Annotated in this window: 12 protein-coding genes and 1 riboswitch; of the genes, 1 reads left to right on the top strand and 11 read right to left on the bottom strand. The window is 28.3% G+C overall.

Translation table 11 applies throughout. The features are described from left to right. Nucleotides 1-92: 92 nt before the first annotated feature. The 7 genes from H8S10_RS04415 to H8S10_RS04385 form a co-directional block, all read right to left on the bottom strand. A complete protein-coding gene (locus H8S10_RS04415) occupies nt 93-737 on the bottom strand; it encodes a VTT domain-containing protein (RefSeq protein ID WP_186838037.1) in 645 nt (214 codons plus the stop codon). 143 nt (nt 738-880) lie between these two features. Next, nucleotides 881-1069 (bottom strand): hypothetical protein, encoded by a 189-nt coding sequence (locus H8S10_RS04410; RefSeq protein ID WP_055267188.1) that lies wholly within the window; start codon nt 1067-1069, stop codon nt 881-883. Between the two features lie 61 nt (nt 1070-1130). Next, the gene (locus H8S10_RS04405) at nt 1131-2360 is read right to left on the bottom strand and encodes a cation:proton antiporter (protein WP_186838036.1); all 1230 of its coding nucleotides are present in this window, start codon (nt 2358-2360) and stop codon (nt 1131-1133) included. A 98-nt stretch (nt 2361-2458) separates the two neighbouring features. Then, nucleotides 2459-2517: riboswitch (Fluoride riboswitch) on the bottom strand. 96 nt (nt 2518-2613) lie between these two features. After that, nucleotides 2614-3078: a deoxyuridine 5'-triphosphate nucleotidohydrolase gene (locus tag H8S10_RS04400; protein ID WP_055267192.1), complete on the bottom strand. Its 465-nt coding sequence runs from the start codon at nt 3076-3078 to the stop codon at nt 2614-2616. A gap of 197 nt (nt 3079-3275) precedes the next feature. Beyond that, nucleotides 3276-3833, bottom strand: a complete 558-nt coding sequence (locus H8S10_RS04395) for a SpaA isopeptide-forming pilin-related protein (RefSeq protein WP_186838035.1) — start codon at nt 3831-3833, stop codon at nt 3276-3278. A gap of 66 nt (nt 3834-3899) precedes the next feature. Beyond that, nucleotides 3900-6119, bottom strand: a complete 2220-nt coding sequence (locus tag H8S10_RS04390; RefSeq protein ID WP_347707668.1) for an EAL domain-containing protein — start codon at nt 6117-6119, stop codon at nt 3900-3902. 156 nt (nt 6120-6275) lie between these two features. Next, complete coding sequence (locus tag H8S10_RS04385; RefSeq protein WP_186838034.1) at nt 6276-7559, bottom strand: solute carrier family 23 protein; 1284 nt, start codon at nt 7557-7559, stop codon at nt 6276-6278. A gap of 305 nt (nt 7560-7864) precedes the next feature. On the opposite strand from H8S10_RS04385, the gene H8S10_RS04380 reads away from it, so the two are divergent. Then, a complete protein-coding gene (locus H8S10_RS04380; protein ID WP_055267199.1) occupies nt 7865-8584 on the top strand; it encodes a polysaccharide deacetylase family protein in 720 nt (239 codons plus the stop codon). Nucleotides 8585-8830: 246 nt separating this feature from the next. Here H8S10_RS04380 and H8S10_RS04375 read toward each other — a convergent pair whose 3' ends face one another. The 4 genes from H8S10_RS04375 to H8S10_RS04360 form a co-directional block, all read right to left on the bottom strand. Then, complete coding sequence (locus H8S10_RS04375; RefSeq protein WP_055267201.1) at nt 8831-10195, bottom strand: MATE family efflux transporter; 1365 nt, start codon at nt 10193-10195, stop codon at nt 8831-8833. A 319-nt stretch (nt 10196-10514) separates the two neighbouring features. Next, complete coding sequence (locus H8S10_RS04370; RefSeq protein WP_055267203.1) at nt 10515-10703, bottom strand: DUF4250 domain-containing protein; 189 nt, start codon at nt 10701-10703, stop codon at nt 10515-10517. Between the two features lie 13 nt (nt 10704-10716). Continuing rightward, nucleotides 10717-11289: a metallophosphoesterase family protein gene (locus H8S10_RS04365; RefSeq protein ID WP_186838033.1), complete on the bottom strand. Its 573-nt coding sequence runs from the start codon at nt 11287-11289 to the stop codon at nt 10717-10719. Nucleotides 11290-11599: 310 nt separating this feature from the next. Then, nucleotides 11600-12895: an NCS2 family permease gene (locus H8S10_RS04360; protein WP_055267207.1), complete on the bottom strand. Its 1296-nt coding sequence runs from the start codon at nt 12893-12895 to the stop codon at nt 11600-11602. Between the last annotated feature and the right edge of the window lie 186 nt (nt 12896-13081).

Raw genomic sequence — 13081 nt, 5'->3', positions numbered from 1 at the left:
ATATAAATAAACATTTTTATAATTAGTTTTATATTTGTATAAATAAAAAAGATAGCTTCAAATTCAAGCTATCTCTTTAGATTATAAAACTTTTAGTTTTGATGAATATTTAACTTTAATTTATTCCACTTTTTTATAGTTATTATTGAAGTTACAATTAATGTTATAATTATAAATACCGTATTATATATTGAATTACTAAAACTATCTCCTAAAAAACTATAAAGCGAAACCGCTGGAATGTTTGCTATTATAAAAGTAATAATAAATCTCCTATATCCTAACCCTAAATATGAAGATAAATAACAAATAACATCCGTAGGTGCTACTGGACATAAAACTCCTATAGCTAAAATTTTATGATTTTCTTCTTCTACAAGTTTATATATGTCTTTATATTTTTTCTTAATTTTATTTTTTATTCCTTCAAACAAATCCATTTTTCCTAATATAAATACTAATGTATCACTTAAAACTAATCCTAATAATGATAATATCAATGCTTCAATTGGTGAAAATATAAGTCCACCTAGCAACATAAGGTTAACCCCTGGAATAAATGCTATTAATCTTATAATCCATATTCCTAAAAAAATTAAATATGCAATATTGTTTCCTTTTATAATCATCTTTAAATTTTCTATACTTAAATCTATAGGATTAAATAAACAAAATGCTATACTTCCTAAAATAATCATAGATAATATAAGCACATTGTATATCTTTCTTTTTTTCATGTACTTCCTCAAAAAAAATATTGTCTATTACTATCATATACCTAAAAGCTTAATATGAACTAAATAAAAATATTAACATTTTTTTAACTTCTATCAATAATAAAAGCACTAACTAAAAAAGTTAGTGCTTCTTAAGTTAATTTCTATTCTTTTATTTCTCCAGCTAGTATCTTATTTAATTTATTTTGTACTAGCCATAATTTTTTTTGCTTTCTATTATAAGCCACCATTTGATTTTTATTATTTTTACTTAATTCCATAGCTTTCTTATAATGATCATCTGCTATATTTAATGCATCCTTTATAACTGCAAGTTCTTCATTAGTAAACATTTAATTTCCTCCTAAAATTTTTCTTGAATTATTATATCACATAATCCTCTACTATAGAATCCTAGGCTAATTTTTCATTTTCTTCTTCGCCTTCTACAGTTAAAAACCTTTTTGATGTAAGTTTTATTCCTATAGCTCCTATAGGTGCTGTAATAAGTACACTAAGTATTGCCACAGCTTGCATTATATCCCCAGATTCAACTCCCATTTTTAATGGTATTCCTGCTTTAGCAGATTGCACCGTTGCCTTTGGTAGATATGCAATTACACAAAATAGTCTTTCTTTTAAAGTTAAGTTCGTACCTATTAAAGAAATTAACACTCCTAGTGACCTCATGGTTAAAGATATTAAAAGCATAAATACTCCAATAAAGAAATACTCTCCAACGAGCTTTGGATTTATAGCCATACCAACGAAAGCAAATAAGTATAGTTTGCCATACTTCCATATAATATTTATTCCATCTTGAATACCTTTTGCCATATCTCCTAAATAAGTTCTTAAGAAAAAACCATAAATCATAATTATAAGTAACGAATTAAACAATTTAAAATGTGTAATATTTTCTATTACCCTTATAGTTAAACATATTATCATAACCATAACTATTTTAAATATATTTTCTTTTATCTTTTTAAAAAGTGGATTAGTTATTATGGCTAATATCCAAGCTATTGCTATACTAAACACTATAGTCATAGGTATATTTACTATTTCACTTATTACAGAAATTTTTTCACCACCGCTTCCTGACATATATACCGCTAAAAATGTTGTAAATAACGTTATTGCTACTGTATCATCAGCAGAAGCTCCTACTAATAACATTTGAGGAATAGCCTTATCTTGCCCTATCTTTTTGTTTATTAGCTCAACCATTGATGGAACTAATACCGCCGGACTTACTGCTGCTATTATAAATCCTAATATTCCACCTTGAACAAATGTAAATCCTAAAAATTTAGTTGATAAAAAAGCTATTGTCAATCCTTCAATCAGTGCTGGTATCGCACTTAATAATATCGCTGGCCTTCCTATGCTTTTCATTTGATTTAAACTTATTCCAAGACCTCCGATAAATAATACAGTTACTAATGCAATGTCCTTTATCTGTGGAGCTATATTCAATGTAACCTCTGGAACTAGATTTAAAAATGTAGGCCCTATTATCATTCCTACAATTATCATTCCAACAAGAGATGGTAATTTGATAAACTCAACTATTCTTCCACTCCAATATGCAATTATTCCTATTCCTATTAATGATATTATCACCTTTACTATGTCCATTTTTTCTCCCATCCTCTATATTTATTTTTTTAAATTATTATTTAGTTTGGTTAATTACACTATTAATGATTCTAAAAAAAAATTAGACCCCTACCCTAAAAAGAGTAGGAGTCATTAGCTTTACGCGATTATGGCGAACTCCATCGCCTTATTTATTCATTTTAACCATTTGTATGATATCATATTAAGTTAAATTTGTCCATTATAATAAAGTCTATAATGCATAACTTAATCTATTAATTATTCTTGTATACTATTTAGTACCTGTGCTTCCAAAGCCTCCACGATCAGCATTACCAAAGGACTCAACTTCTTCAAACTCTATCTCAGGCATAACTTCCATTATTCTAAATTGCCCTACTTTATCACCTTTTTTTATCCATGTACCTTTTTCTTCAATACCATCAATAATCTCTATTGATTTATATTGCAAACAAAATACTGGCATATGCCATTGATCATTATCTCCTATATATGTATCATCAACTACTCCAACACCATTTGTTTGTATTATTCCCCATGTCTTGAATGTTGAACTTCTAGGTGCTAAATGCCCCTCCCATCCTTGAGGCAACTCTAAAGCAAAACCTAAGGGAATCATGGCTCTTTCATTTAATGGTACAAACATATCTTTATTTGCATAAACGTCAATCCAATTACCTTTACTTATTTTTTGTAATTTAGTTGCACCTTCAAAATATTTAATCTTCATTTTCATACGTAAATCATCCTTTCTTATGTTTAAACTTTACGCCTCTAAAACATTTTATATTGTATCATATCATAAAATTAAAATCCAAAGATATAATAACTAAAAAACTAATACAAAAATAAAGAATGACAATATAATATAGTCTATTTGTCATTCTTACTAAAACATTTATTTAATTTAACGTATCTTTATACCTATATTCTCTATACAGATTTTATTTTATTCATTACTTCGATAGTTGTTTCTATTGTACTCTTATCTATAGTTACTTCGTTCCAAGGAGAATATGTTGGCTTTTCAAAATACTTTCTATCCACAATAGCTATAACTCTATAGCTACCTCTTTTTAAATTTTCAAAAACAACTTGTCCATTCTTATCTGTGTACTTAGTTTCAACTAACTTGGGAGATACGCCATTAAGTACATATAAATTTATCTTTGCTGATGATATTAATGTTCTATTTTTATTTGCCAACCTAGAGATTACTGTTATCTTTCCCAATCCCTCTTCATCTTCATCATTATTTTCTCTCTCTTCGTAATTCATATAGTAATTTTCATAATCTTTGTAATACTCTTTAGAATAATCTTTTGAGCAGTCTTTATTATCCATCTCTACCTCTTGGAAAGTTGCCTCAATAACATTACCTTTTAAAATATCATCTTGCTGTTCATCATTTCTATATTTATAATCATTAGCAATGATATTAAATTTTTCTAAATCATCCTTATCATAATCATCATCTATTCTTATTTTCATAAAAAACCTCCAAAATGCCGTATATTGACATAATACGCATTTAGAGGTTTTTTTGTGCACTTTTTATTATATTAAAAGCATATCTTTTATTTCATCAAATTCTGTTGGTTTACTAAAATAATATCCTTGAATTATGTCACAATTAATATAATTTAAATAATTAAACTGTTCCTTATTTTCTACGCCTTCTGCTACCACTTTTAAGTTTAAACTATGCGCTAACTCTATTATACTTTTGGCAATCTTATCACTCTTTTTATCTAATCCTATTCCATCAATGAAACTTTTATCAATTTTTAAAACATCAATAGGAAGTCTTCTCAAATAATTTAAAGATGAATATCCTGTCCCAAAATCATCAAGAGCTATAGTTATCCCAAGCTCCTTTAACTTTAAAATAGTATCTATATTCTTAGATACTGATTGCATTATAACACTTTCAGTAATCTCAAATTCTATATACTCTGGTGAGATATCATACTCATTTAACTTCTCACTAACAAAATCAATAAAGTTTTCATCTCTCAATTGTATGTCTGATATATTTATTGCAAAATTAAATCTTTCCTTAACTATTAAACTTAATTCCTTACACTTTTTAAAACTTCTATCAATTATAACTCTTCCAATATCAATAATCATTCCATTACTTTCTGCAATGGGTATAAATTGATTTGGTGGAACTACTCCTAATTTTTTGTTCTTCCATCTTACTAATATTTCAAATCCATCAACATTATCATTAACTAAAGATACTTTAGGTTGAAAGTTTAAATAAATTTCATCTTTATCTATTGCTGTTCTTAAAAATTTCTCAATTTCAAATTCTCTATTCATTAAACTTAAAATATTTTCGTGGAAAAACTCATATCTATTCTTTCCATTCTCCTTCGCTATATACATAGCTATATCTGCATACTTCAATAATGAATCTATAGAATTAGCATTATCAGGATAAATACTTACCCCTATACTAAAAGCACAGTAAATATCTTTATTATCGATTTTAAGGGGTTTCTTAAATTCATTTAATACATTGTCTAAAATTGTTTTTACTTTAGATAAATCACTAATGTTTTCTATTATAAGTATAAACTCATCTCCACCAAATCTAGCTAAAATATTATCTGTTTTCAATACACTATAAAGTTTTTCGCACACACCTTTAAGTGCTAAATCACCTATATAATGTCCATATGTATCATTTATAATTTTAAAGTTATCCAAATCTATAAAAACTAAAGCTAATTTATCATTTTCAGTACATCTATCTAAAGCTATCTCTAATTCTTTCATAAAATATCTTCTATTAGGTATACCTGTAACATCATCATAATAGCTCATAAAGTGTATTTCAATTTCACTTTGTTTTCTTTGAGTTATATCTGATAAAGATCCATAAATATATATCTCACCATTATCTAGCTTTACTTTTTTGCCTTTGCTATTTAACCATATTATATTATTATCTTTAGTCAATATCCTATATTCCATCTCATAAAATTCACTTTTCGAATCAAGAAGCACCTTATTTACAGCTCTCGAATAATTATCCTTATCCCCAGAATAAATACAATTTAACCATTCATTATAAAAAATTATAACTTCTCCATTTTCATCTTCTGCCTTTATGTACTTTTTTATCTTACTATCAAAACTTATTAATCCTTTTTTAAAATTAATGCAAAAAACTATATCTTTGGAACCTTCTATAACCTGTTTATATTTTTCATACTTATCTCTCATTACTATATCTGTAATTCTTTTCTTTGTTATATCAGTTAAAACTCCTGTTAAGTAAAAAACTCCACCTTTTAACTTTCCTTTAGCCTTATAAGAAAGATATTTAACATCTCCCTCAATATCCTTAACTCTATATGAAAGCATTAAATCACTTTTTAATCTATTAATACAAATATTATCTATTTCTTGTTTTACTCTTTCTCTATCTTCTTCGACTATATACTTGTACCACTCTTCTCGATCTAAATAATTACTATCTAAACTTAATAAAGAAGTCATCATATTAGAAATATATATTTTTTCTGACTTTTCATCCCATTCCCATACAGCTCCATCCATAGCTTCGATAGCCATAATATATCTCTCTGTATTAATTTTAAGCTCGTTTTCCTTTTGTCTTATTTCACTTTTTCTTCTTTGATTAATATAGATTATAATTGCAATAGCAAGTATTCCAAATAATTTTAAATAATAAACTTCATTACTAAATAAAATAAATACACTTATAATAAAAACAATAGCTCCATCTAAAATATTTTTCACCCCTTAAAATCTATATTTTTTATCCATATTTTTTAATATTTTACAAATTAATTGTACCATATTTATAGATAATAAGACAAATAATATCAATGATATACTAAAAAACAAAAAAGCGAAGAACAAACTCTTCGCTTTTTTATCTATTATATATATCATTTATTCAAATCTAGAAACTATAACATTTAGTAGTACACCTACTATACTTGCTAAACTTAATCCTGATATGCTCACTGCTTCTGTTATTTGTATTCCTATAGCTTTACCAAATATATTTCCTGAAAGTCCTATTAAAAGAATAGTTCCCATTATAATTAAATTTACTATGTTTAATTTAACTTTTTCTCTCTTTATAGTTTGTACCCCAACTATAGCTATCATTGAGAATAACATTAAACTAATTCCACCCATTACTGAGCTTGGTATAGTTCTTATAGCTGCACCAACTTTATCAACAAAACTTAATATTATTGCGAATACTGCTGCTAATCTTAATATTGCTGGGTTATAATTTTTAGTTATAGCTAATACACCTGTATTTTCACCATAAGTTGTATTTGCAGGTCCCCCAACAAATGATGCTGCTAAAGTAGCTAATCCATCACCTAATAATGTTCTATTTAATCCTGGATCTTCAACAAAGTTCTTTCCTACAACTTCTCCATTTGTAGTTATATCTCCAACGTGCTCCATTACTACTGCTAATACTACTGGTACTACTATTAATATTGCTGCCATATCAAACTTTGGTAATGTGAAGTTTGGTACTGCTATAATGCTAGCATTTTGAATCGCTGCTACATCTACAAGATTTAATACTAAACTTATGCAATATCCAACAGCTACACCTATTAAAATTGCTACCTGTTTTAAGAATCCTTTTCCAAATGTCTTTATTATTAATGTTACTGCTAAAGTTACTATTGCTACCATTACTGTTGTTGCAGCACCTGCTTGTCCAGCAGCTAAGCTATTAACACCTGCCATATCTAAAGCTGTTGGTATTAAATTTAATCCAATAACCATAATCATTGGTCCTACAACTCTAGCTGGTAAAACTTTTCTTATTTTATCTAATCCCACTTTTTTTATTAAGAATGAAAGTGCTATATATATTAATCCTACTATAACCATTCCACCTTGTGCATATCTTAAATCTCCATTAAATTGTGCTCCTACAGCAACGATTACTGGTATAAATGCAAATGATGAACCAAGAAATACTGGAACCTTTCCTTTAGTACATGCATGGAATATAAGTGTTCCTATACCTGCTGAGAATAGTGCTACTGATGGATCTAATCCTGTTAAAATTGGTACTAAAACAGTTGCACCAAACATCGCTATAAGATGTTGAATTGCTAAAACCCCATTCATTAATCCTTCTGTTACTTTTCTTACACTACTTTTTTCTGTTGTTAATTTTTCAGTTATTTGTGCCATAATCGCACCCTCCTTACATTTTTTAAGGAGAAATTAAACTTTCTCCCTTTTCAGCCTCTCTGGACTGCTTTTAAAGGCAATATAAAAAGCTCCTTACCATCGGTAAGAAGCTATAATAATCCCGTAAAATTATATGCTCACTTTTATTTCTTACCGATCTCTCTGGATCAATTTAAAGACTATTTTCTTACTCATTATATTAAACGTACATTATTTTTGCAACATTTTTTTATTTGTATTTTAATTTTATTTTTTTAATAGTACATACTAAGCTTATAATTATTTTGAAAGGAGCTATAAATAATATGAAAAATTCTTATTTTTACAAATATCTTACCATTTTATTTATCTCTATATTATTGCTTAGCATTCCTAGTTCTGTTTTTTGTGATGATGAACCTAGAGAGGCAAAGGAAAAAGAGATATACCTTACCTTTGATGATGGTCCTAGTGGAAAAGTTACTACCGAGGTTTTAGACATACTTAAAGCAGAAGGCGTACCTGCTACTTTCTTTATTATAGGTAATCAAATAGATAATCAAGAAGATCTTATCCTAAGAATGAGAGATGAAGGACATAGCATCGGATTACATAGCTATACCCATGAAAGAAATAATCTATATTCAAGTAACGATGGATTTATAAACGAAATGCTAAAAGTGCAAAAAAGATTATATGATGTAACTGGTGAAACTTATACTATCTTGAGGTTTCCATTTGGATCTACAAATAATACTTATAAGCTAACATCATCAATGGTTGATCTTGTTCATAATCATGGCTTTAAAATCTATGATTGGACTCAAGATACATTAGATGGCGCTAATCCAAAATCATCACCAGACTCAATATACTCTCATGCAATATCAGATAAAGATTCAATAATTTTATTAATGCATTGTGCAAATGTTAATAAAACATCACCACAAGCATTACCTCAAATAATCAAATATTATAAAGATAAAGGATATACTTTTAAAAAGATAACAGAAGAAACACCAGAACTTTATAGACTAAAGAAATAAAGTGCGTACTAAGTGCGTAGTCCAAAAGTCGACTGCGTCGAGTCCAAAAGTGCCTATGGCAGTCCAAATGATTTACTTTGTAAACGTTCAAAAGCTTTTTTAACTCTAAGTTATTACTCTTGGTTATTGTAAATCTTTTGGCCGTCACAAAGTGACCTTTTGGACTTTGACGAAGTCAAACTTTTGCCCAAAGTGCTTCGCACTTTATTTCAATTATGAATTTATCTTCTTTATACCATCTTGTTACTACGCAACTTCCATCCTTCTTTGCTTGATAGGCTTAAGAACCATAAATATAAATAATGTAACTAATATTACACCTTTAAAGATACTAGTTAAACTTATAGCCCACCAAACTCCATTTATTCCAAGTAGACTTGCTTGTGATAAATATATCGCTAGTGGTATTCTTAGCCCTGTGAAAACTATCCCGATTACTGAAGGAGGTATTGTCTTCCCAACTCCAAAGAATGCTCCTGCTGTAGTTATTTCTATACACATAAACAATTGTGAATATCCTAATATTTTCAGGTAGTCAGCACCTTGTATTATTGCATCTTGCTCTTGAATAAATATAGAGAATATTTGTTTTCCAAATACTATTAGAAGAAAAGAAGTCAATACTCCAAGTGCTAATGATAATATTAATGTATACTTATATCCATCTTCAACTCTCTTATACTTTTGAGCTCCATAATTTTGACCTGTAAAAGCTGTTAATGCAGATGCAAATCCTCCTGCTGTCATCCAAGAAATAGATTCAATTTGAGATCCAACCTTTTGAACAGCTATCGGTACTGGTCCCCATGTTGCAACTATTCTTCCTATTAACATCCCAAAGAATGAAAATAAACAATTTTGTAATGCATTAGGAGTTCCCCATTTAGTTATTTCTTTAATACATCTAAAGTCTAAATACTTCTTGTCCCAAACCTTTAACTTATATCCTTCTTTTATAAATACATATATAAATATTGCTGTTACTATAAACTGTGCAAATACAGTTGCAACAGCTGCTCCTACTACTCCTAAAGGCTTTATAGGACCAAGTCCAAATATTAGTATTGGATCTAAAATTATATTTATAACTAATCCTATGGTATTTGCTATAAACGGTGTTTTACTATTCCCTTCTGCAGTAATTATTCCAGTAAATTGTGGATTTAAAAAAGAGAATATCATTCCTACACTTATTATTATTAGATAGTTGATAGCCATAGATATTATGTCAGGATCATTTAGATTAAAAAATCCTATCAATCCATTTCTAAAAATTAAAAGTATTAAAGTATATATAATTGCAATAATAATAGCCATTGTCAAACTATTATAAACATACTTTTCTCTTAAGGTATTATCTTTCTTTCCAACAGCTTGTGATACACCTACCTCTGCTCCTGTTCTAGTTACTAAAACTAAAGAACTACCAAACCAAGTGAAAAAACCTGCAGTTCCAATAGCAGCAACTGCTGCACTTCCAACTCTACCTATCCAAATCATATCTACCATACTATAAGCCATTTGAATAAATGACGTTCCTAGTATTGGTAAAGATAATGTAAATAAAGTTCTGAATATATTTCCAGAGACTAAATCTATTTTTTTCTTCATCTTCTCCCACCTCTTAACTTAATACAAAAAATAAAAAGACGAAAATCGTCTTTTTTATTTAATCACATTGCCAAATAATAAACTAATTTAAATTAATTAATTTTCATTTTGCTTTTCTTTTTGCTTTTTATCATTAACTAAACTAGCAACTAATGCAGCACTTGCAGCTAGTAATATTGCTATTTTTCCTGTTTTTTTAATTCCCATATCTAAATCTCAATCCTTTCAATTGATATTTTAAAATATAATATATTTCATTATACATTAAGGATAATTTAAAATCTATTAAAGTTTATTTAAATTACTACTATTTTTACCTCTACTTAAATTGATTTATACCACTTTGATAAAAATAACCTGATTTATTTAATTTATCTTCCAATTCACTTTTATCAATATTCATATCATCACAAAACATATCTAAAGATGAGTAAAAATCTCTAAGCTTTAGATTTAATATACTAACCAACATATGTGGATCCATATTTAAAATAGTTTCTCTATCCATCTCTACCTCTCCCCTATATCTTATAAAGTTTACATGTAAAATCATCATTATCTATTTCAATTATAGCAAAATTAACCTTTCCTCCAATAGCTAATCCTAAAGAACCTGGATTTAATATTTTTTTACCATAAAAGTTCTCTATAAATAGCTGTATATGAGTATGTCCAAAACATACTAGGTCCATTCCATCTGGATAATCATCCATAAACTCATTGAATGTTCCACCATTATACATTAAAGGCGCACACTTATTTGAAGTTGGTCTGCTATGTACCATAAGAATTTTTTTACCTTCAATCTCAACAACTCGCTCACCTGGTTGAGTCTTTATCCATTCGATATATTTTTTATCTATTTCTGTTGCACTTTTTTCTATCTCCAAACAGTATGCTTCATCATGATTTCCTGTTATACTTTCAAATCTTGAATCATTCATTATATAATCCATTATTTTATCTGGATCTTTTCCTCTAACAAAATCACCTAAATTTAAAACTTTCTTTATCCCTTCAGCATTTATTACTTCTAAAAATCTATTAAAAGCTTCAATATTTCCATGAATATCGGAGCAAATAGCTATCTTCATAACATCACCCTTTTTATATCAACTCACTATATATTATACAAATTAAGCTAAAGTATATCTATACTTTAGCTTAATTTATAATTATTAATCATGTTTTTTTTGATTACTTATTGCCGGAACTGGTGGCACACCATTTTTCTTTGGCGCTTGAAAATTATCATTTTCCCAAGTTGCTCTTTGACCTTTCTTTGCCATAGAATCACCTCCTACTTCATTCTTAGTATGAGGATAATTCAAATAAATTATTATGCCATAATTTACTTACCTGAAAGTTAACAATTATAATTTAATTGTTAATTATAATAAATGTTTATACTAAAACAAATTTCAACACAAAAATTATAGCAACTATCACCGTTGTAAGTGAAATATCTCTATATTTCCCTGAAAATAATTTTAATGCTATGTATGAAATTACTCCAAATACTATACCATCTGATATTGAATATGCAAATGGCATCATTATGATTGTTAAGAATGCTGGCACAGCTTCTGTATAATCTTCTAAATTAATCTCTTTTATAGTCTCAATCATAAATAATCCAACTATTACTAAAGCCGATGCTGTTACTGCTGGTGTAATCATTCCAAATAATGGTGCAAAGAATAATGATATTCCAAACATAACAGCTGTTGAAACTGCTGTTAATCCAGTTCTCCCACCTTCTGCTACCCCAGCTGCACTCTCAACGAAAGTACTTACTGTACTAGTTCCTAAACAAGCTCCAACTGTTGTCCCTATAGCATCTGCAAAAAGAGCTTTTTTAATGTTTGGAACCTTACCATCTTCATCTAACATCTTAGCCTTTGTAGCAACACCTACTAAAGTACCTATAGTATCAAACATATCCATAAATAATAATGTAAATAACACTATCACCATATCAAAACTAAATATATTATGCCACTCAAATTGCATAAATGTACTTGATATTGAAGGTGGCATGCTTACTATAGCACTTGGCATTTGAGTTACTCCCATAGGAATACCTATTATTGTAGTTATAACCATTCCTAAGAATAATGCTCCTTTAACTTTTCTAGCTACTAATATTCCTGTTATTACTATTCCTATTATAGCTAAAAGCCCTGGGCCTGATGTTATATTTCCTAAAGCTACTATAGTACCTCCATCTGCAGGATGAACTACTACTCCTGCACCTTCTAATCCTATTAAAGCTATAAATAAACCTATCCCTACTGAAATCGCTTTTTTTATATTAGCTGGAATTGAATCTACTATTGCTTCTCTTACATTAAATATTGTTAAAACAATAAAAATTAATCCTTCTAATAAAACTGCTGTTAAAGCAAATTGATATGAATATCCCATTCCTAAAACTACTGTAAATGCAAAGAATGCATTTAAGCCCATACCTGGTGCTTGAGCAAATGGAAGTTTAGCATAAAGCCCCATTATTAATGTTCCTATTATCGCTGAAACCGCTGTAGCTGTAAATACTGCACCTTGATCCATACCTGCTGCTGACAATATACTTGGATTTACTATTAATATATAAGCCATTGTCATAAATGTTGTAATACCTGCAACTACTTCTGTCCTTACATTAGTATTGTTTTCTTTAAGTTTAAAAAACTTATCCATAGTTCTCCACCTTTATAATTTTTTTGTGCACATACTATAATACTATAAATTCGACATTTTTCAACCTTTTTAACGAACGTTTTTTTATTTTTTTTAATTATAATTCAGAAATTTGGCGTTATATTTTATCTTTACCTTTTCCTAAAAAAGTGTATAATATACTTATAAATGCAAACTATTCTCATT

Origin of the sequence: Clostridium sp. NSJ-49 (assembly GCF_014287725.1) — a bacterium.
Classification (GTDB): Bacteria; Bacillota; Clostridia; order Clostridiales; family Clostridiaceae; genus Clostridium; species Clostridium disporicum_B.
The sequence above is the reverse complement of the archived record's forward strand: the minus strand, read 5'-3'. Positions and strand labels throughout refer to the sequence as shown.

Bases quoted from the DNA above. Each gene is read 5' to 3' on its own strand.
- H8S10_RS04400 (WP_055267192.1), bottom strand. From the start codon at position 3,078: ATGAAAATGAAGATTAAATATTTTGAAGGTGCAACTAAATTACAAAAA.
- H8S10_RS04395 (WP_186838035.1), bottom strand. From the start codon at position 3,833: ATGAAAATAAGAATAGATGATGATTATGATAAGGATGATTTAGAAAAA.
- H8S10_RS04375 (WP_055267201.1), bottom strand. From the start codon at position 10,195: ATGAAGAAAAAAATAGATTTAGTCTCTGGAAATATATTCAGAACTTTA.
- H8S10_RS04415 (WP_186838037.1), bottom strand. From the start codon at position 737: ATGAAAAAAAGAAAGATATACAATGTGCTTATATTATCTATGATTATT.
- H8S10_RS04360 (WP_055267207.1), bottom strand. From the start codon at position 12,895: ATGGATAAGTTTTTTAAACTTAAAGAAAACAATACTAATGTAAGGACA.
- H8S10_RS04385 (WP_186838034.1), bottom strand. From the start codon at position 7,559: ATGGCACAAATAACTGAAAAATTAACAACAGAAAAAAGTAGTGTAAGA.
- H8S10_RS04405 (WP_186838036.1), bottom strand. From the start codon at position 2,360: ATGGACATAGTAAAGGTGATAATATCATTAATAGGAATAGGAATAATT.
- H8S10_RS04370 (WP_055267203.1), bottom strand. From the start codon at position 10,703: ATGGATAGAGAAACTATTTTAAATATGGATCCACATATGTTGGTTAGT.
- H8S10_RS04380 (WP_055267199.1), top strand. From the start codon at position 7,865: ATGAAAAATTCTTATTTTTACAAATATCTTACCATTTTATTTATCTCT.
- H8S10_RS04410 (WP_055267188.1), bottom strand. From the start codon at position 1,069: ATGTTTACTAATGAAGAACTTGCAGTTATAAAGGATGCATTAAATATA.
- H8S10_RS04365 (WP_186838033.1), bottom strand. From the start codon at position 11,289: ATGAAGATAGCTATTTGCTCCGATATTCATGGAAATATTGAAGCTTTT.